Source organism: Arthrobacter sp. TB 23, from assembly GCF_000294595.1.
Taxonomy (GTDB): domain Bacteria; phylum Actinomycetota; class Actinomycetes; order Actinomycetales; family Micrococcaceae; genus Arthrobacter_D.
In genome coordinates this window covers 17,480-35,182 of the sequence record NZ_ALPM01000070.1, presented here as the reverse complement: position 1 = coordinate 35,182, position 17,703 = coordinate 17,480, and the positions used below count along the sequence as shown (strand labels likewise).

Below are 17,703 nucleotides of genomic sequence, written 5' to 3'. Positions count from 1 at the left end.
GCACGGGCATTTGCTGGGGGGAAGAAAGTACCGGCCACTAGACTATAGCCACGCCGCTGCGCCTTGCTGGCTCACCGTCGCGGTGTGTCGCAGAGCGTTTGGTGGGCCGGCAGGCCGCCCAAATCCGCCTATTCGGCCGGTGCAGCCCTGTTGTTGGCCCGCCACCTGATGCCAGCGTCGATAAAGTCGTCGATCTCGCCGTCGAACACTGCCGAGGTGTTACCGACCTCGTGGTCGGTGCGTAGATCCTTGACCATCTGGTACGGGTTGAGCACATAGGAGCGCATCTGGTCGCCCCAGGATGCCTTCACATCGCCGGCCATTGCCTTCTTCTCGGCGTTCTCCTGTTCCTGCATCTGAAGCAGGAGTCGGGATTGGAGGACCCTGAGCGCAGCCGCCCGGTTCTGGAGCTGGGATTTTTCGTTCTGCATGGACACGACAATCCCGGTGGGGATATGGGTCAGCCGCACCGCCGAGTCGGTGGTGTTCACCGATTGGCCGCCGGGCCCGGATGACCGGAAAACATCGACTTTGATCTCGTTGTCGGGGATCTCCACCGAGTCGGTTTGCTCAATCAGCGGAATCACCTCGACGGCCGCGAAAGAGGTCTGGCGGCGACCCTGGTTGTCAAAGGGGCTGATCCGGACCAGGCGGTGCGTTCCGGCTTCCACCGACAGGGTGCCGAAGGCGTACGGCGCCTTCACCTCGAACGTGGCGGACTTCAATCCGGCCTCTTCGGCATAGGAAGTGTCAAGGACCTGGGTGGGGTACCCGTGGCGTTCGGCCCACCGCAGGTACATGCGGAGCAGCATTTCCGCGAAGTCGGCGGCGTCCACTCCGCCCGCGCCGGAACGGATGCTCACTACCGCCTCCCGCTCGTCGTACTCGCCTGCCAGCAGGGTCACTACTTCGAGCCGGTCCAGGGAGGCGCTCAGGGACGAAAGTTCCTTCACTGATTCTTCTCTGGACGCCTCATCATCCTCGTCCTGGGCCAGCTCCACCAGCACTTCGAGGTCTTCGATCCGCGAGTAGAGGGTCTCGAGGCGTTCAAGCGCCGACTGGCGGTGGGAAAGTTTCGACGTGATCTTCTGTGCGGCGGCAGGATCATCCCACAGGTTGGGTTCACCGGCCTGTTCGCTCAGCTCCGCGATGTCGGTGCGGATCGCTTCAACATCAGCAACCTGCTCGATGTTGGCGTATTTGGTGCGGAGCGCGCGGATTTCTGCGGGAAAATCGATGTTTGCCATGATTGAACCAGCCTACGTCATGGCGCTGACGGCGGCCGCTGGCTGATGGCGCCGCTGCTAGTCAAGCGGGCCCTGCTGGGTCCGCTCCACTGCATCGGTGATGAGGGCATCGGCACCTTCGCGCATCATGGCACGCTGATAGTCGGCGCCGGTGCCCCGGCGCTCGATCTGGTGCAGAAGCCGAAGCACGGTCGCTTCGTCGTCGTAGTCGCGCAGTACCGGAAGCACCCGCTCAATGAGGAGGTGCACGGCGTCGGCCGCCTCGCACAGCCCGCCCAGGACCGGGTTCACCAGAAGCCCACCCAACCCGTACCTGCTCGCCGTCCAACTCGCCGCCCGGAGATCGGCGGACGTGGCGCCGGGTGCTGGTTCACCGGCCCGCCAGGCTCTGGCACTTTCCTCCACGAGGGCCCTCGCCAGGGCGGCAATCAGAACGGCGTCGGCACTGAAAAGGCAGACATCGCAGACCCTGATCTCGACCGTTGGGTGCCGCTGGGCGAGCCTCGCATCCAGGTAGACCATTCCTTCGTCGAGGATGACCCCGTCATTCAGCCGGGCGCGGATCATCTTCTCGTACGAGGACACGGATCCAAACGCCTCATAGGTCCCCGAGGTGGGCCAGCGCAAATTCAGGGGGTACCGGTAGCTGGCGTAGCCGCTGTCCGCTCCGTTCCAATACGGAGAGTTGGTGCTGAGTGCCAGCAGGACGGGCAGCCACAGCCGGATCCGGTCCAGAACGGCAACCCCCTCGTCGGAGGATTCAATCGAGACGTGGATATGAAATCCGCAGGTCAGGTGTTCGGCGAGCGCAAGCCCATAGAGGTCCCTCATCCGGGCGTACCGGTTGTCTGGTGCCAGCCGGAGGGCCGTCGGGTGGATGCTGGTGGCCAGCGCCGCGACCCGCGCGCCGACCTGTTGGGCCGCGCGGTCGGCCTGGCGTCGGCCCGCCTGAATTGCTGCCGCCAGGTCCCCCAGAGCGGAATAAGGCTTGCTGATGACCTCCAGTTGTTGCTGCTGCAGTTCCAGCGTCAGTTCGCTGACGTCGTCGGCGGCGGGTACGACGCCAGACAACACCTGCGGCGCGAGCGGCGCCGGCCGGCCGGTGTGTTCATCCAGGAGCAGCAGTTCCTCTTCCACACCGAAAGTTCTTACCGCAGGACCGGTGGAGTTGATGTCTGCTGGCTGCACTGCCTGCCCCCTTCTGGGCGTCAGCTCTGCCAATCATCTTCGGATTCGAAGATGAGAGCTTAGTCAGAAGGTTCCTCAAATCTGAAAATGGTGTCAAGGGTCAATCGCGGCCACGGCACCGTGACGCCCCTTGAGCCATTTGATGTGGATGGGGGTGGAATAAGCGAGGCCTGAGGTCAGTTTTAGCGGTGGAAGACCACGCGCACGAGTGAGAGGGCAGAATGCTGAGGACGGTCGTGATCGGAGCCGGGCAAGCTGGCCTGTCCGCGGCATACTATCTGCGGCGCCAAGGGCTTGAACCCGATGAGGACTTCGTGGTCCTGGACGCCAATGACGGCCCCGGTGGCGCCTGGCGTCACCGCTGGCCGTCACTCACCTTCGGCACTGCCCACAATATTCACGACCTGCCGGGCCTTGAGGTTGGCATCCCCGACCCGACCGAGCCCGCGTCGTCGGTGGTCAGCCGCTACTACGGCGACTATGAAAGGCAATTCGACCTCCCGGTACACCGCCCCGAGGCGGTCACCGAGGTGGTGTCCCCCTCCCCAGCCGGTCCATTGCGAGTAGTTACCCGGTCAGGCGGCTGGGATGCCGAGCTAATCATCAATGGCACCGGGACCTGGGACCGGCCCTATTGGCCGTTTTACCCCGGCCGGGAGCTGTTCCTGGGGAGCCAGCTTCATACCCACGATTTCCAATCTGCGCAGCACTTCCGTGGCCTGCACGTGGTGGTGGTGGGGGCGGGGACGTCAGCGGTCCAGTTCCTGCTCCAACTTGCCGACGCCGGCGCCACAACGTCCTGGGTCACTCGCCGTCCGCCGTCCTTCACCGGGCGGGAGTTCAATGCCGAATGGGGCAGGGAAGTCGAAGCCCGGGTCAACGAACGGACGGCGGCCGGACTCCCTCCTGCGAGCGTGGTGTCGACCACTGGTCTGCCACTGACCCGCCAATATCAGGACGGGATAGCTGCAGGGATCCTCGTCTCGGTGGGTCCGATGCGGGCTGTCACCCTAGAGGGCGTCCTGTTGGCAGACGGGACAGAAGTCCGCGCGGATGTCATCCTGTGGGCCACCGGGTTCCGTCCGGCACTGGACCACCTCGCTCCGCTGAAATTACGGGAGGCCGGGGGCGGAATCCGGATGAAAGGGGTGCATGTGCTCAAGGATCCACGCGTGCTGTTGGTGGGGTACGGTGCCTCGGCCTCAACACTTGGCGCTACCCGCGCGGGCAGGGCGGCCGNNNNGCCGCCGTCGCCGCTGTGAAGCGACTGCGGGAGGTGGGGAGCCTGAGGGCTGGCGTGGCATCAGAAGATCAGGTTCAGTCCGTTCCACCCAGTGCCCACCTGCATTCGGGGCAGCCAGCCCCCTGAGCCGTTGCCCGGATACAGCCACAGAATCCCCCGGCTGTCACGAGCAAGGACATCGGCGGTGCGATCCCCGTTAAAGTCGCCGGGGCTCATCACCGCTGTCATCGAGTTCCAGCCGTGCCCCACCCTCGAGCGAGGCAGCCATCCCCCTGTGCCGTTCCCCGGATACAGCCACAAATAGCCGTTCGCTTTGTCGCGGGCCAGCAGATCTACCCTGCCGTCGCCATTGAAATCACCGGGACCTACAATGGCGTTGAAGGCGTTCCAGTCGCTGCCGACCCGGACTCTCGGCAGCCACCCCCCGGACCCATTCCCCCGATACAGCCAGAGATAGCCGGTGGTCCGTTCCCGGGCGAGAACATCCACAAACTGGTCTCCGTTGAAATCCCCTGGCCCCACAATCGAATTGAACACATTCCAGCCATGGCCCACCCGGATGCGTGGCAGCCAACCTCCGACACCATTCCCCCGGTACAGCCACAGATACCCGGTAGCCGCCTCCCGGGCAAGCACATCAGCGGGACCGTCACCGTTGAAGTCTCCCGGGGTTTCAAGGGCGTTTATTGGAGCCCAGCCCACGCCGATCCGGACACCACTCCACGCAGTGCCATCTCCCTTTCCGCGGTACATCCGGAGATCACCGGTAGCTGTGACGCGAGCCAGGATGTCGTTGTTCCAGTCACCGTTGAAGTCGGCGGTGGAACGGGACAGCGTCGATGCGGGGATGGCCAGGGGTGTGAAGGCGTAGGGCTCGCAGGTCAGGTTGTAGTCCCGGGTGTCGTCGTACCACTGGGAGAGATAGACGCGCCCGCCGGAGAAACTCGGCTGCCGGCAGCGGTCCAGGGCCTCGGTGGGATAGTCGAGCCTCCCGGCCGTCGCCCACACCGGCACCCCGGGAAGTCGCCAGGATCCGGTGATCTCCGCCCACCCCGAGGCATAGGAGTAGAGGCCGTAGGAGAAGCCCGCATCGCGGAGCCCGCGCATCAGTCCCTCGATGATGAGCCGGTTGTCGCGTTGCTGCGCCGTGGTGCTGGTGGGCCACGGCTGGGCTGGCCGGGGTTCGACGTCGATCCACACCACCGGTGGCCGGAAGCCGATCCGGTTCATGCTGGCGACGGCGAACCGTGCTTCCGAGTACCCCACGTTCGATAGCCGACCCGCACGGGTACTGCTCGCCCACGGCCCCCGCGCACCATAGGTATTCAACTGGGCAGCAGTGGGAAACCCTGCCATTGCGTAGCCGTGGGTCGACTTGTTATTGGTTTTGGTCCAGGTGACCTGACTTGCCAGGCATGGGTTTTCGGTGAAGGGCAGACCCTTGGTGAGTCCGATAACGACGAACTGGGTTGACGTCGGCGGCATGGGCAGGCCGAAACCGCCGGCCGCTGGTGGGCATTGGGGCCAGGAGATATCGTGACCGTAAAGGGGGGCGGCCTGCGCAGGGGGTGCAACTGTCACGAAGCCGAAGAGAAGCGCCAGCGACGTTCCAATCGCCAATGCCATCCGTCTGAGCGAGCGAGCCATCATGTGAACCACCTCATCCAACTAGATCATTTTACCGCCGATCAGGGGTTTGGGATGGGTCAAATTCCGGCCAATTTGATCGTTCCGAAGGCTCAGCGGGTCAACTCGGAGCGGGCCTCGGCGGTCACGGCGATGGGGATCCCCTCCGGTACGAGAAAGTTCACGACGGGTGGATGGACAACCGCAGTCAACACCACCTGGGCCGTCCTGTTGTCAGGTGCTCCGGTCCCCGGGTCCATCGTCAGCCCGTCGAAGCGTGCGCTGGCACCGGTCAGGTGAAGGTACTCCTGCACTGTTGTCCGGACCAGCGTGGCATCCAGTGCTGGCAGGGGTGCCTCCGCACCCGGAAGTGGCTCGGCCAGTCTGAAGGTGTCGGCGGCGGTCAGGGCCGCGCCGTCGGCAACTGACAATAGCTTTTGCCGGTCGAGGTAAACAGCCGATGCGGCGAGCACCACGGTCAGAATTAACAGGGATAAAAGCAGGTATCCGATCACCATGACTATGACCTGCCCCTCCTCGGGTCCGGAAGCATGAATTTCCCGGACCGAAGGGAACTTGGGGCGGGTCATCTGAACCGTTCCACCAGTTGTGTCGCCGACGAGTCGACGACCACTACCGAATCGTCGACGCTGTGTCCGGGCGGCATGAACGGCAAGTTGATGCCGAGCCGGACACCGACCGTCACTCCTGAACCGGGGGTGAGGCATTCGCCGTTGCAGTTCACCTCGATCTCCGCTTCCGACGCGTCGAAACCGAAATCATTCAGGACGAGGATCGCTGCCTGATGCGCCTGAGAGGTCGCCTCAGGCAGCGATTCCTCGGTGACGTAAATTTTGGCTGCCTGATCAGCGGCCCCGACCACGGCGAAGGAACCCGCCTGCAACCGACCAATGGTCAGGACAAAGTAGATCACCGGCACCAGCAAAACGAGTCCGAGGAAGACAAATTCGACGACGGCGCTCCCCCTCTCCTGTTCAGCTGTCGGTGGGCTCGCGTGGCAGCACCGCATGACCAGTCACCTCCAACACTCCCGCGGGACCGATCAGGCCGATCACTGGCAGTGGCGCCCGGACGGTCACCGCCAGCAGCGACAATCCGTTCTGGTTGATTTCGTCGACGGAGATTTGCTCGGCATATCCATCGCTGAGTGCAGTGGAGATGATGACTCCAGTTCGCTGTTGCGCGTCGGCTGCGGTCCGATCAGCCAGCGTTCCGTAGCGTGCCCCTGACGACGCCGCATCAATCAGGGTGTTCCGGACGTGAAGCACCAGGGTGAGCTGGATGACCGCAACGAAAATGACGGTCAGGAGTCCCCCGATCAGTGCGAAGTCCACCACCGCTGCCCCACGCTCGTGGCTGGTATTACCGTCCGGTTCCCTCCTCACCGGTGGCCGATCAGGGGCTGACGCGACTGATCGCGTCATTGAAAAGGTTCTCCAATGCCGGACCGGCCAGAGCGAGCAGCGCTGCTACCAGTACCGCGGACATTAGGGTGATCATCACCCAGCCGGGAACATCTCCTCGCTCGGGCGGGTCATCCGCTGCGTTGTTCACCGTTCTCACCAGCCGGGTGAGCGCGAGCGCCAGGTACAGGTGAAGAGCTTGCAGGATCCGGTAAATGATTCGGTTCAGTTTCACTTTTTCCTCTTCCGTCGACACTGGTGGTTGGATTACAGGCCAAGGCTGATGAGTGCGATGCCTGGGTACACGGCAAAAAGGACCGTCAGGGGAAGCACCCCAAAAACCAGGGGGATCATCATGGCGATCTCCTTCTTCCCGGCTGCTTCCATCAACTCGCGTTTGGATACATCACGGACGTCCTGCGCCTGCGCCCGGAGAACATCGGCGAGCGGAGTTCCACGCTGCACAGCGACAGTGATGCCATCCACAAAACGCACCAGTGGTGTCAGCCTGGTCCGGTTCGAAAAATCCTGCAGAGCAGTCATTAGCGGCGACCCTGCTCGGGTTTCCGCGAGCACCCGCTCGAACTCCCGGGAAAGCTCCCCGTTAGATGTTCGACAGATCCGCTCGAGGGCACCCGTCGCGCTTTCGCCTGCGCTGACCGCGAGGGCCATTAGCTCGGCCAGGCTCGGGAACTCGGCCAGCATCCTAGCTTCCCTTCTCCGAATCTGGACCGACAGGAAGTAGTCCCGCAACACGTAGCCTCCCACCGTGCACCCGATCACGATGGCTACAGCGGGAAGCGGGCCGATGCTGCCCGACATTGCCAGGGATACCATCAGGAAAGTGGATGTGCAAAGGCCGAAAGCTGCCCACAGTATTTGCTCGGCCCGGAAGTCGGCCACCTGTTGTTCCTGACCCGCCTGCGATAGGCGTCTCGCGAGGGCTGCGGACGCCGGGTTGAACCGGCCCAGCCAGCGGACGACGTCGTCCAGTACCGGCCGTGCGATGCGCTCGATTGGCCCAAATGGGCTCACTGATGACGGCGGTCCATCCAGTAGCCGGGAACGAACGTCCACTGATTTCAGCTGCGGTGCTACACGGTCAACGAATCGTGCTGGTCGAAAGAAGGGGACCCGCACCAGAATGAGCCAAAGACCAGCCCCGAGGGAGCCGCCCATCAGGATGGCCAGTGCCTGGTGGTCCATCATCGCAGTACCCGTTCGTCCTGGGGCAAGGCGCCGATCCGGAGCATAATCCGGTAGCAGACCACCGAAACCACCAGACCGCCAATTAGCACTCCGGCACCCGTGGCGGTGTTATAGGCTCTTACCGCTTCGGGGCGGGTAGCGAGCAACATCAGCACGAGCCAGGGGGCAGCAACGGCCAGCCGCGCAGCATTGATGGTCCAGGACTGGCGGGCTTCCAGTTCGCTTCGCGTCCGGGCGCTATCCCGCAGAAATTCCGCGAGCGTGCCCAACAGCCGTCCAAGGTCGGAGCCACCTACATCCCGAGTCATTCTCAGCGCCTCGATGATGCGATCTGCGACCGGATCAGCGAGCCTGGCTTTCAACCGCTCCAGGGCATCATCGAACCGGGCGCCCGCGCGGTAGTCGTCGCTGAACGCGGTGAAGGCATGACGCAGCTCTGTAGGACCCTTCTCGCCCAGTTGGCTGATGGCTTCGGGCAGGGACAGCCCCGCGCGGATGGCTGATCGCAAGTGATCGACGACGTCGGGCCAGAGTTCTCTGAGTGAAGCCGCCCGACGACGCGCGCGCCACCTGACGACGCCCACGGGTAGCAGCGAACCGAACAGTCCGAAGCAGGCCGCGATCGGAGGAGACCCTGTGAGGACGAGCACCGCAAGGAAGACCACCCCTCCGATGCCCAGTGACGTGGCAATCAGGCCTCCCGCTGAGACAGCTTCGATACCCGCGCGCAGCAGCAGGTCGTCAACTCGGCGGTTTCGGCGAGTAGTCTGCTGACTTTTGCGGGGTTCAGCCCAGAAGGACCACCAGATCATGAACAGACCCGTTCCGAGTCCTGCCCCGATGACCGTAGTCATGTCGCTGGTTCCAGGAGGCGGGCAATCTGGAAACCTGCACTGGCGAATTTTTCTTCGGAGGGCATGGCGGACGCTGTGACAACGAGGTCACCGTCGACTCTTTGAAACACGGTCGATGATTCGATGATGCCGTTTTCCACCCGCCTGCCGAGGGACAGAATTTCAGTGACCCTCCTGCGTCCGTCTCGAAAGCGTTCGCAGTGAACCACGAGATCGATGCATGACGCCACCGTGGGCACCACAAAAGCACTAGAGATGTTGTCGCCGGCCAGCAAGGGAAGAGTGCAGATCTTAGTCACTGCGTCATGGGCACTGTTGGCATGCACGCTACACATCCCCGGCAGCCCGGAATTAAGGGCGACCAGCATGTCAAGGCTTTCCGCCTCACGAACCTCACCCACGATCAGCCGGTCGGGACGCATCCGAAGCGCTTCTTTGACCAGTCTCCGGAGCGGAATCTCCCCCTGTCCTTCCAAATTGGGTGGTCGGCATTGCATCCCCACCACGTCTCGCAGCGGAAGCTTGAGTTCGAAGATCTCCTCGACCGTCACCACCCGTTCCCGGGAGCCGATACTCGAACCGAGACAGTTCAGCAGGGTTGTTTTACCGGCCTGGGTGGCGCCCGACACCAGGATGTTCAGCCCGCTCACTACCGCTGCGTCGAGGAATCGGGCAGCTTGCGGAGACAGGGTCCCCAACCCGACGAGGTGTTCCAGCCGGGTCGCTTTGGCAATGAACTTTCGAATATTGACTGACCAATGACGGCGCGTCACATCCGGGATGACCACATGGAGGCGTGATCCATCAGGCAGTGCCGCATCCACAAACGGAGAGGATAGGTCGAGCCGTCTGCCCGATGATTTGAGCATGCGTTCGACCAGGTCGTGGATTTGCTGCTCGCTCAAAACCAGCGAGGTCAACTCTGATTCACCGGACCGTGCAACGAAAATCTCGGTAGGTGAGTTGATCCAGACCTCTTCGACTGTCGGGTCATCGAAGAACGGCTGCAAGGCGCCAAAACCGGCGACGGCGTCGAACACGAACTTCTGCGCCACGTCGCGCTGCCCGAGTTGTGGGAGTGTACCGAGCATGGTGCGCTCGTCGTAATCGTCAACGGCGGCCTGCACCAGGCGCAACACCTCATCACTCTGCCGGGCCGGGTCTAGCCCACGACGGCGGATGAGCTCACGAACCTCATCCTCGATAATGCGTACGGCGTCCATAGGAGTCCCTTGAAACAGGGCAGCCCGGCCTCTGGGGCCGGAACGCCCGAGACCGTGGGTGTAACCGGTGAATGCACTACAGGATAGGGGAAACAGGGGGCTTCGCCCACCCCCTGGTCGGACGCTGTGGATAACGATCACCCTTGCCATCACAGCTGCATCTGTAGTCACATCAGTCACATTGGGCTATCCTCGAGGGGACGACGCCCTCTCTCGCCTCGGGCTCGCATTACTCGGAGACTTTTCTGTGAACCACTCTCGCGCCTCTACTGTCCTTGCCGCCGTATTCCTTACCGCAGCGCTAGCTGCTGGGTCGGTGCCAGCCATCGCCACCCCGCAACCCGTCCCACCAGAACCGACCATTTCGGCGCCGGCTGACGCAACGCCACCCGAATCGACACCTGCTGGTCCTCCTGATGGCCCCACGACGCCGGCTCCTGCCGAGCCGGAGATCGTCGACCCTCAGATCGTTGATCCGGCGGCTGAGACTCCGGTGCCCGCTGAGGTGGCGCCCGCCGAGGTTGCACCTGAAGAGGTGGCGCCCGCCGAGGTGGCACCTGAAGAACTTACCGCTGCCGAATTAGCCGCGGATCCTGAAGCACTTGCGAAACTGATCGGTCCCCATGGTGCGAGCCTGGGGCAAGGCGCTGAGCGGATCGCCGAGTCCGGTGATCCGCAGATCCCAACCGCCCGGGAGCTTCAGAACCAGTCAACGTTGTCGGACGCGCCTGCAGCAGCTACCGATCCTGCGGCAGTGAACCTGTGGCGCCCCCAAGGCACACTGGGCGTTGACGTCAGCAGCTACCAGGGCAACGTCAACTGGTCGGCGGCGTGGAATCAGGGTTCCCGGTTCGCCTACACCAAGGCCACCGAGGCGACGAGTTACAAGAACCCCTACTACAGCCAGCAGTACACGGGTTCGGCAAGCGCTGGCATGGTCCGCGGCGCCTACCACTTCGCCATTCCAAGCATCTCCTCGGGAGCCGCGCAGGCCAACTACTTCATTAACAACGGTGGCGGTTGGTCGGCCGACGGCAAGACCCTTCCCCCGCTGCTCGACGTCGAGTACAACCCCTATTCCTCGCTCGGCAACTCCTGCTACAACATGAGCACCACCGCGATGGTCAACTGGATCCGGGACTTCTCGAACACCATGCTGGACCGCACCGGTCGCGTACCCATGATCTACACCACCACCGACTGGTGGAACCGCTGCACCGGGAATTCCACCGCCTTCACGGACCATCCGCTGCACATCGCCTCCTACAACAATGTGGGCGCGGGCACCCTCCCCTCCGGCTGGAACAAATACAGCCTCTGGCAGTACACCAGCGAGGGACCAGTGGTCGGCGACTGGAACGTCTGGAACGGCAGCGCCTCGGCCCTTGCGAGCTTCACCCGCAACTCGACACCGCTCGCCGCCCCGGCACCAGCACCAGCACCCACATCGCGCCCATCGATCAATTCCACGTCAGATATGGTGACGATCGACGCAGCCGGGCGCCTATGGAACTATCCAGGGACTGGCAGCGGCAAGTATGGTGCGCGGAAGCAGATTGGCCATGCCTGGGGAGGCACTCGATCAATTCATACAGTCGACTGGAATGACGACGGCGTTCTGGACATTCTTGCCCAGTGGACCAACGGACGGTTGAGCGTCTACCTCGGCAAGCGCACTGGCGGGTTCAGTCCCGTGCAGGTCCTCGCGTCATCGGGTTGGGACAGCATGCGAATCACCACAGGCGAATGGACACGGGGATCCAGGCCATCGGTGGTGGGCATCCGGACAGATGGAACAATTCATCACTGGACCCAAACTGGTAACGGTGCCCTGAACGCTCCGGTTCAGATCGGGCACGGTTTCAAGAACATGCCAATTGTCATGATTGACTACGACGGAGATGGCAACCAGGACCTACTCGCCCGCGATAGCAAGTCCCAGCTGGTGCTCTATAAGGGATCTGGATCAGGGCGATTCGCTCCGGTCTCCAGGCCAGTTGTTGGCTGGCGCTGGGGATCTATGGTGACGCTAAGCCCAACAATGGATTTCTGGGGAAATGGCTCGAAAGGCATCGTGGCGAAACGCGATGACGGCAAGCTGTTCTACTACCCGGTCCTTACGGGTGGAAAGTGGGGAGGCTCCACTCAGGTCGGTCACGGGTGGTCCAACTTCATCACCGCTGGCGTGAGAATGAACTAATTCACGGGAACCTGCCCTCCACGACCAGCGCGGCCCTGTCCTTTCGCGAGCTGGCCGTGGAGGGCTACGCCGAGAGCCCTGACCGCCCCTAGCGTGAGCTGATCAGCTTCTCTACCGCTGCTATCCAGATGCTTGCGGCATTCTCCGCACTGAGTGACTCTGCCGCTTTGTCGGACGCCCGCTTCTTGGCTGCAACCTGCTCGGGGGTCAGACCGATGAGCAAGCGGGCAGACGATTCGGCGTCGAACCCATTGGCCACCCACCCCAGATCGTGCTTCTCGACAACCTGCACCATTTCAGGCGACGGACCAATTAGGATTCCCAACCGTGCCTGCACAAACTCGAATAGCTTGTTTGGCAGCGCGTGTAGCAGGTTAAATGTACTGGGCGGGCAGAGGAAGATGCCGATGTCGTACCCATGCAGCAACGGAACTATCTGACTGAAACTCACGGGAGGCAGAACGTTGACGGCACCGTCAGCGACTGCGTCTGCCTTTACGGTCAACTCGTCAATGTAGCTCTGCTCTCCTGCTACCAGGAACAAATCGAGGGTGGCGGTGCCGGGCTGGAGCTCATTGGCGCGAGCGACGGCGTCAAGCATCACTTCGATTTTCCGACCACGACCGGCGACACCGGTGTGTACCAATCGGAGAGGTGCCCCGACGGGTGTTGGCGCAAGGGTGGGCTGGTACCACGCCGCATTCGGGACAACTGATGGTTCAGCGATGCCGTAGACCCGGGCGTACTCCTCGGCAATTCCTTTGGCTACCGTCGAGACGGAGTCTGCTTTGGTGACGTACTTACGGCAGGCCCAGTCCATAAACGGAGCGACCAGCAGTCTCCATTGCAGCTTGTCCTCCCCTTGGCGTGGTGCGTACTCATGTAGGTCCGCGTGGATACCTTTGCGCGGGCGCAGCGCCACAGCGGCGGGTACCGCAAGCGCGTCGTTTGCGACGATCACGTCCATGCTGCCCGCAGGAATGTTCCTGAGAACATGCTTCACCCGGTCGGAATCGAAATACAGTCGCTCATAGAAGCGTGCTGCCAGGAGGGCAGCGGCGCTTTTGAAGTCTGGGCGCCACGGTTTGAATTCGATCGGAATCTCGATGTGCTCGACCACCCCTTCCGGAGCGGCTCCGTACCCGCACGAAAGGACGTCTGCGAACTGGCTGAAAAACTGGATCTGTCGTAGGACTCGTGGATCCCGGTGGATGGGCGAGAAGGAAAGAACGAGAATACGGGGACGGCCGCCGGGAAAGGTTCCATCGGTCATGGTTCTACTCCAGAGTTCAGTGTGTTGAAAAAAGGTTGATGGCTAGCGGCTACGTCAGTCCGGCCAGGGCGGCTTGCTCGGCAAAATCTGGCATCTGCGCGATGACTTCGGCAAAGGTTCCCTGGGCAGCCAACCTGCCGTCGGCGAAAAAGAAAATCACGTCGCTGTCTCTGATGGTGGACAACCGATGCGCGACCGTGATCGTCGTGACGCTGCCAGCCAGATTGCGGACCGCCTGTGTGACGGCGGCCTCGGTTGCCGTGTCGAGAGCGCTCGTAGCTTCATCCATCACCAGCACCGCCGGATCGGCGTAGAGCCCGCGTGCAATCCCCAACCGTTGCCGTTGACCGCCTGACAGCGCCATGCCGCGTTCGCCAACGGTCCCCAGGATTCCGTCAGGACGCTTCTCTACAGTTTCGAGCAATTGCGCCCGTTCCAGCGCCCGCCGAACCCTGTCCTCGTCCACCTGATCGGGATCCCACGTCAGCGCAACGTTTTGGGCGATTGACGCGTCAAAAAGTGAAACCTCCTGCGGTACGTAACCCACACGAGAGCGCCAGGAGTGCAACACCTCGCGCATCGGCACGCCTCCAACCAATACCTGCCCGGAGCTAGGTAGCAAAAGACCCAATAACAGGTCGATCAAGGTTGACTTTCCAGCACCGGAGGACCCGACGACGGCGATGCGCGCACCGGAGGGAATTGTCATATTGACCCCACTCAACGCGGGGGCTTCGGCTCCGGGGTAGGTGAACGAAACATCGGTAAGCACCACATCGGGGACCCCCTGCGGGAGTTCCGACTGGTCTTCCTCTTCCTGATCCTTCGCGCTGGCTTCTGCTTCCTTGATATCAGACAGCACTTGCTCAGCAAACGGCGAACTCGAGTGCACCATCGACATGATCGCCTGAAACCGCGTAAGTGATGGAATAATCCTGAATCCCGCGACGCCGAACAGTGCGATCGCCGCCAAGGCATTGGTCACAGGATCGACGCTGGCCGGGCTAGTCAGCATGCCCACCGCGCCAACCAGCATGAAACCGCCGATCAGACCGGCTTCCAGGATGAAGCGAGGAACCTGTCCGAGGAAGATGGCCAACGCCCTGGCCTTCGACGAATGAATACGGTTGTTGTGAACAGCCCTCTCGACGTCCGGCGACGAGCCGCGCAGGGTGACTTCCTTCAGAGCACCGACCGCTTCAGTCAGGAGGCGGACCGTCCTAAAAGAGAACTGCCTGTTGCGGCGGCCGTTGGCAACCGCCCGGCCAGATATCACCCGGGCCAAGACAAGAGCTATGAGGCCAAGGTAGATGATCGCAGTGACGGCGGTGATCCAGTTACTCACGAGCAGCACGCTGATTACCGCAATCACCGACACAATCTCGCCGGCCAAGCCCATCGAAGGCATCAAGACACCGGAGACGGTGATCGAAACGCCTGAATCGACCGATCGAACCAGCTCGGCGGAGTTTCGCTTGAGGCGATCCACCCAAGGGGCGCGCATGTAGGCGGCAAGAAGCCGGTCACCGATGGCTACCTCGTGGGATGCGAATCGCGACGTCGCATAGCGCAGGAGGGCGATATTCAGTCCGCTCTTGATAATTACCAAAGTGCAGAAGGTAGCGAGCACGGCAATGTAGTGGCTGACCTCCTCAATTCGGCCGAGCGGCCCCAGGTCAACCGGAGTGCCGGTAATGATGCTCGACATGACGATGGCAAGGAGCCCGAGAGCCACCACATCGATGAGTGACAGCAGCGAAGAAAGGATCGCGTAACGGAGGAGGAACCGGCGTGCGCTGGGAGGCAAAACCGCCAAAAGCTGACGATTAATACTGATAAGTGATTTCATGGCTCCCGCAAGATTAGCTTAGTTGGGTCCGCGGAGGATCGTCTGACTGGGCTCCAGGCAAGCCTGGCTTTCCCGTCTCCGACTCCCAGACTTTCGGCGTTTCATCCAGCGCAACCCGCCGGGCGAGTCTGGTGAGTGACTCTTCCATGTGGCGGTTCCGCTGGGCGGACGATGCCATGAAGACCATGAAACAGACGATGAATCCGTACAGGACAAGGTCGGTACCGCGCCCGATACCAAAAAGGTTCGCAACACCGGTCAGCAACTCGGGCAGGAAAATGGACAGCGCTGCAACAAAGGCGAAGCCCAGCAGCAGGATCCTGCGGATCGCCAAGTGACTGGCATTGGCGCCGCCGCGCATCAGCACCAGTGAGCCGAGGATCACAGCAAGGACTAAGACAATCTGAACAATAAAGAGCATTGGGTTCACCTGAAGAAGAGATCGGCAAGTATGTTGACACCGTTGAGTAAGGACTGGCCTTTGGCTTTGGAATAGTCCGTATAAATGATCTCAACTGGATGTTCTGCCAGCCGTGGCTTGATTTCAGCCAGCTGGTGGATGAGTTCGGAGGCGTGGGCCATCCGGTTTTGTTTCAGGTGGATCCTGCGGGCCACTTCGGCATTGATCACACGGAGACCGTTATGGGCGTCGGTGAGCTCAAGGCCCGTTGACATCCTCGACTGGAACGCCACAGTGCGCAACACCAGCCGTTTGAGCGGCGAGATCTTGGTGCGGCCGTCCAGGAACCGTGATCCAAGCACTACTTCGAGCTCCCCCGAGTGGACCCTGGCGAGCATTTCCTGCGCGTCCTGCACCCGGTGCTGGTTATCGGCGTCGAACGTGATGACCGCGTCGAGTGCGGGATCCTGCAACGCGTACTCAAGGCCGGTCTGGAGGGCGGCGCCCTGACCCAGGTTGAAGGGGTGGCGGACGACGACGGCGCCCGCCGCCGCTGCGGCTTCAGGTGACCCATCAGTGCTGCCATCATCGATGCAGACAACGTGGGGAAAATATGGGAGGAGTCCTTTGATAACGCCACCTACAACGGTGGCTTCGTTATACATTGGTATGACGACCCAGGAGCGACTCACAGAGGTAAGTATTCCATACCTTCCTTAGCCAGATCCTCAGCCTCACCGGCGAGGGTACGCCGCCTTCCGGGGCAGCTAACCAAGGTCGAACCGTTAGGCTTGCGGTCATGACCCTCCGTATCCTCTGCATCTCTTTCTCGGACATCAACGCTGATTCCAGGGTTCTGCGGCAGGTTCAGACGCTTGCGGCGTCCGGTTCCGTAACAACGGTCAGCTACGGCTCGGCGCCCCCCGGGTCGACGACTCATCTAGAGGTCGACTCGGCACTTCCGTCCCTGCCACAGACCATCCCGGGAGTACTTGGACTCGCCCTGCGACGTTTCACCGCGGCCGGCTTACAGGCGCCAGCAGTTCAGCAAGCCCGCGATCTAATCGGCAATCTGCAGTTCGATCTGGTGGTCGCAAACGAGGCGCGCGCCTTGCCGCTGGCCCACCTTGTTGCAGGCGGCGCGCCGGTCCTCGGGGACATGCATGAGTGGGCACCAGAGGAGAGATCCCACGTGCTTTCCTGGAAGCTTCTGGTGAAGCCCTACATGACGTGGGTGTGCCGGACGTATCTGCCGCGCTCAGCCGGGGTGATTACCGTCAACGACTCGATCGCCCGCCTCTACCGTGAACGGTTCGGATGCGACGTCGAGGTGGTGCGCAACTCCGGTCCTCTGCGTCACCTGGAACCGTCGGAAATGGTGCCCGGCAAAATCCGCCTGGTCCACAGCGGAGCAGCGGTGCCCGGCCGGAACCTTGAGGCGATGATCGAGGCAGTCAAAGCCCTTGATGACCGGTTCAGCCTTGACCTTTACCTGGTGAAGGCTCGCGACGGCGGAAAATATTGGGAGACGCTTCGCGCGGCCGCCGGAACTCAGGACCGGATCATTTTTCACGATGCTGTTGCTCCGGACGCCCTGCCTGCCACCCTCAACGGGTACGACGTCGGGGTGTTCAGCCTGCCACCCCGAACCACCAACCACGCTTTCATGCTCCCCAACAAATTCTTCGACTTTGTCCAGGCGCGCCTCGCCATCGTTTTCAGCCCATCACCGGAGACGTCTAAACTAATCGAGGACCATCAGCTCGGGGCAGTAACGCAGGGCTTCACGGCCGAAGACTTGACCCGGACCTTGTCCGCGCTCACAGAGCGGGAAGTCAACCAGTACAAGCGGAACGCCCACTCTGCGGCTCCGGAGTTGAGCAGCGCAACAGACGAAGCAGTGATTCGGGCCATGGTGCAGCGGCTTACAGCCTCGCGGCCCCAGGCGCGATGACCCAGGAAAAGGT

17 protein-coding genes are annotated in these 17,703 nt (G+C 62.1%); 3 read left to right on the top strand and 14 right to left on the bottom strand.

All coding sequences use genetic code 11. From position 1 onward, the window contains the following. Positions 1-128 precede the first annotated feature (128 nt). Both prfB and B384_RS0110530 read right to left on the bottom strand, forming a co-directional pair. Entirely contained in the window at positions 129-1,247 is a 1,119-nt protein-coding gene (gene prfB, locus B384_RS0110535) for a peptide chain release factor 2 (RefSeq protein ID WP_019483080.1), read from the bottom strand. Positions 1,248-1,304: 57 nt separating this feature from the next. Next, a complete protein-coding gene (locus B384_RS0110530; RefSeq protein ID WP_019483079.1) occupies positions 1,305-2,435 on the bottom strand; it encodes a carboxylate-amine ligase in 1,131 nt (376 codons plus the stop codon). Positions 2,436-2,656: 221 nt separating this feature from the next. Between B384_RS0110530 and B384_RS0110525 the strand changes: the two genes are divergently transcribed. Continuing rightward, a complete protein-coding gene (locus B384_RS0110525; RefSeq protein WP_019483078.1) occupies positions 2,657-3,697 on the top strand; it encodes an NAD(P)-binding domain-containing protein in 1,041 nt (346 codons plus the stop codon). A gap of 41 nt (positions 3,698-3,738) precedes the next feature. On the opposite strand, the gene B384_RS0110520 is transcribed toward B384_RS0110525, so the two are convergent. The 8 genes from B384_RS0110520 to B384_RS0110485 all read right to left on the bottom strand — a co-directional run bounded on the left by B384_RS0110520 (position 3,739) and on the right by B384_RS0110485 (position 10,014). After that, entirely contained in the window at positions 3,739-5,328 is a 1,590-nt protein-coding gene (locus B384_RS0110520; RefSeq protein WP_035766995.1) for an FG-GAP-like repeat-containing protein, read from the bottom strand. A gap of 89 nt (positions 5,329-5,417) precedes the next feature. Continuing rightward, complete coding sequence (locus tag B384_RS0110515) at positions 5,418-5,894, bottom strand: pilus assembly protein TadG-related protein (protein ID WP_019483077.1); 477 nt, start codon at positions 5,892-5,894, stop codon at positions 5,418-5,420. Then, a complete protein-coding gene (locus tag B384_RS0110510) occupies positions 5,891-6,334 on the bottom strand; it encodes a TadE/TadG family type IV pilus assembly protein (RefSeq protein WP_019483076.1) in 444 nt (147 codons plus the stop codon). Before B384_RS0110510 ends, B384_RS0110515 begins: the two co-directional genes overlap by 4 nt. Further along, positions 6,300-6,749: a TadE family protein gene (locus tag B384_RS0110505; RefSeq protein WP_026041115.1), complete on the bottom strand. Its 450-nt coding sequence runs from the start codon at positions 6,747-6,749 to the stop codon at positions 6,300-6,302. The genes B384_RS0110510 and B384_RS0110505 overlap by 35 nt, the downstream gene beginning before the upstream one ends. Continuing rightward, positions 6,721-6,912 (bottom strand): hypothetical protein, encoded by a 192-nt coding sequence (locus B384_RS0110500; protein WP_237715293.1) that lies wholly within the window; start codon positions 6,910-6,912, stop codon positions 6,721-6,723. The genes B384_RS0110505 and B384_RS0110500 overlap by 29 nt, the downstream gene beginning before the upstream one ends. 83 nt (positions 6,913-6,995) lie before the next feature. After that, positions 6,996-7,937, bottom strand: a complete 942-nt coding sequence (locus B384_RS0110495; protein ID WP_019483073.1) for a type II secretion system F family protein — start codon at positions 7,935-7,937, stop codon at positions 6,996-6,998. After that, a complete protein-coding gene (locus B384_RS0110490; protein WP_019483072.1) occupies positions 7,934-8,791 on the bottom strand; it encodes a type II secretion system F family protein in 858 nt (285 codons plus the stop codon). Before B384_RS0110490 ends, B384_RS0110495 begins: the two co-directional genes overlap by 4 nt. Further along, positions 8,788-10,014: a CpaF family protein gene (locus B384_RS0110485; protein WP_019483071.1), complete on the bottom strand. Its 1,227-nt coding sequence runs from the start codon at positions 10,012-10,014 to the stop codon at positions 8,788-8,790. The genes B384_RS0110490 and B384_RS0110485 overlap by 4 nt, the downstream gene beginning before the upstream one ends. A gap of 247 nt (positions 10,015-10,261) precedes the next feature. Here B384_RS0110485 and B384_RS19740 point away from each other — a divergent pair, with 247 nt between their 5' ends. After that, positions 10,262-12,214 carry a GH25 family lysozyme gene (locus B384_RS19740; protein ID WP_019483070.1) on the top strand — a complete coding sequence of 651 codons (1,953 nt, stop codon included), beginning with the start codon at positions 10,262-10,264 and terminating at the stop codon, positions 12,212-12,214. Positions 12,215-12,302: 88 nt separating this feature from the next. On the opposite strand, the gene B384_RS0110475 is transcribed toward B384_RS19740, so the two are convergent. The 4 genes from B384_RS0110475 to B384_RS0110460 all read right to left on the bottom strand — a co-directional run bounded on the left by B384_RS0110475 (position 12,303) and on the right by B384_RS0110460 (position 16,428). Then, the gene (locus tag B384_RS0110475) at positions 12,303-13,487 is read right to left on the bottom strand and encodes a hypothetical protein (RefSeq protein ID WP_019483069.1); all 1,185 of its coding nucleotides are present in this window, start codon (positions 13,485-13,487) and stop codon (positions 12,303-12,305) included. A gap of 49 nt (positions 13,488-13,536) precedes the next feature. After that, positions 13,537-15,117: an ABC transporter ATP-binding protein gene (locus B384_RS0110470; protein WP_237715292.1), complete on the bottom strand. Its 1,581-nt coding sequence runs from the start codon at positions 15,115-15,117 to the stop codon at positions 13,537-13,539. 232 nt (positions 15,118-15,349) lie between these two features. Then, the gene (locus tag B384_RS18580; protein WP_019483067.1) at positions 15,350-15,757 is read right to left on the bottom strand and encodes a DUF2304 domain-containing protein; all 408 of its coding nucleotides are present in this window, start codon (positions 15,755-15,757) and stop codon (positions 15,350-15,352) included. Positions 15,758-15,762: 5 nt separating this feature from the next. After that, on the bottom strand, positions 15,763-16,428 hold the full coding sequence (locus B384_RS0110460) for a glycosyltransferase family 2 protein (protein ID WP_237715291.1): 666 nt from the start codon (positions 16,426-16,428) through the stop codon (positions 15,763-15,765). 107 nt (positions 16,429-16,535) lie between these two features. On the opposite strand from B384_RS0110460, the gene B384_RS0110455 reads away from it, so the two are divergent. Further along, positions 16,536-17,690, top strand: a complete 1,155-nt coding sequence (locus B384_RS0110455) for a glycosyltransferase (RefSeq protein WP_019483065.1) — start codon at positions 16,536-16,538, stop codon at positions 17,688-17,690. Positions 17,691-17,703 lie beyond the last annotated feature (13 nt).

Coding starts and splice junctions, on each gene's coding strand:
- B384_RS0110495 (WP_019483073.1), bottom strand. CDS start 7,937: ATGATGGACCACCAGGCACTGGCCATCCTGATGGGCGGCTCCCTCGGG.
- B384_RS0110490 (WP_019483072.1), bottom strand. CDS start 8,791: ATGACTACGGTCATCGGGGCAGGACTCGGAACGGGTCTGTTCATGATC.
- B384_RS0110485 (WP_019483071.1), bottom strand. CDS start 10,014: ATGGACGCCGTACGCATTATCGAGGATGAGGTTCGTGAGCTCATCCGC.
- B384_RS0110510 (WP_019483076.1), bottom strand. CDS start 6,334: ATGCGGTGCTGCCACGCGAGCCCACCGACAGCTGAACAGGAGAGGGGG.
- B384_RS18580 (WP_019483067.1), bottom strand. CDS start 15,757: ATGCTCTTTATTGTTCAGATTGTCTTAGTCCTTGCTGTGATCCTCGGC.
- prfB (WP_019483080.1), bottom strand. CDS start 1,247: ATGGCAAACATCGATTTTCCCGCAGAAATCCGCGCGCTCCGCACCAAA.
- B384_RS0110505 (WP_026041115.1), bottom strand. CDS start 6,749: ATGACGCGATCAGTCGCGTCAGCCCCTGATCGGCCACCGGTGAGGAGG.
- B384_RS0110515 (WP_019483077.1), bottom strand. CDS start 5,894: ATGACCCGCCCCAAGTTCCCTTCGGTCCGGGAAATTCATGCTTCCGGA.
- B384_RS0110475 (WP_019483069.1), bottom strand. CDS start 13,487: ATGACCGATGGAACCTTTCCCGGCGGCCGTCCCCGTATTCTCGTTCTT.
- B384_RS0110520 (WP_035766995.1), bottom strand. CDS start 5,328: ATGATGGCTCGCTCGCTCAGACGGATGGCATTGGCGATTGGAACGTCG.
- B384_RS0110455 (WP_019483065.1), top strand. CDS start 16,536: ATGACCCTCCGTATCCTCTGCATCTCTTTCTCGGACATCAACGCTGAT.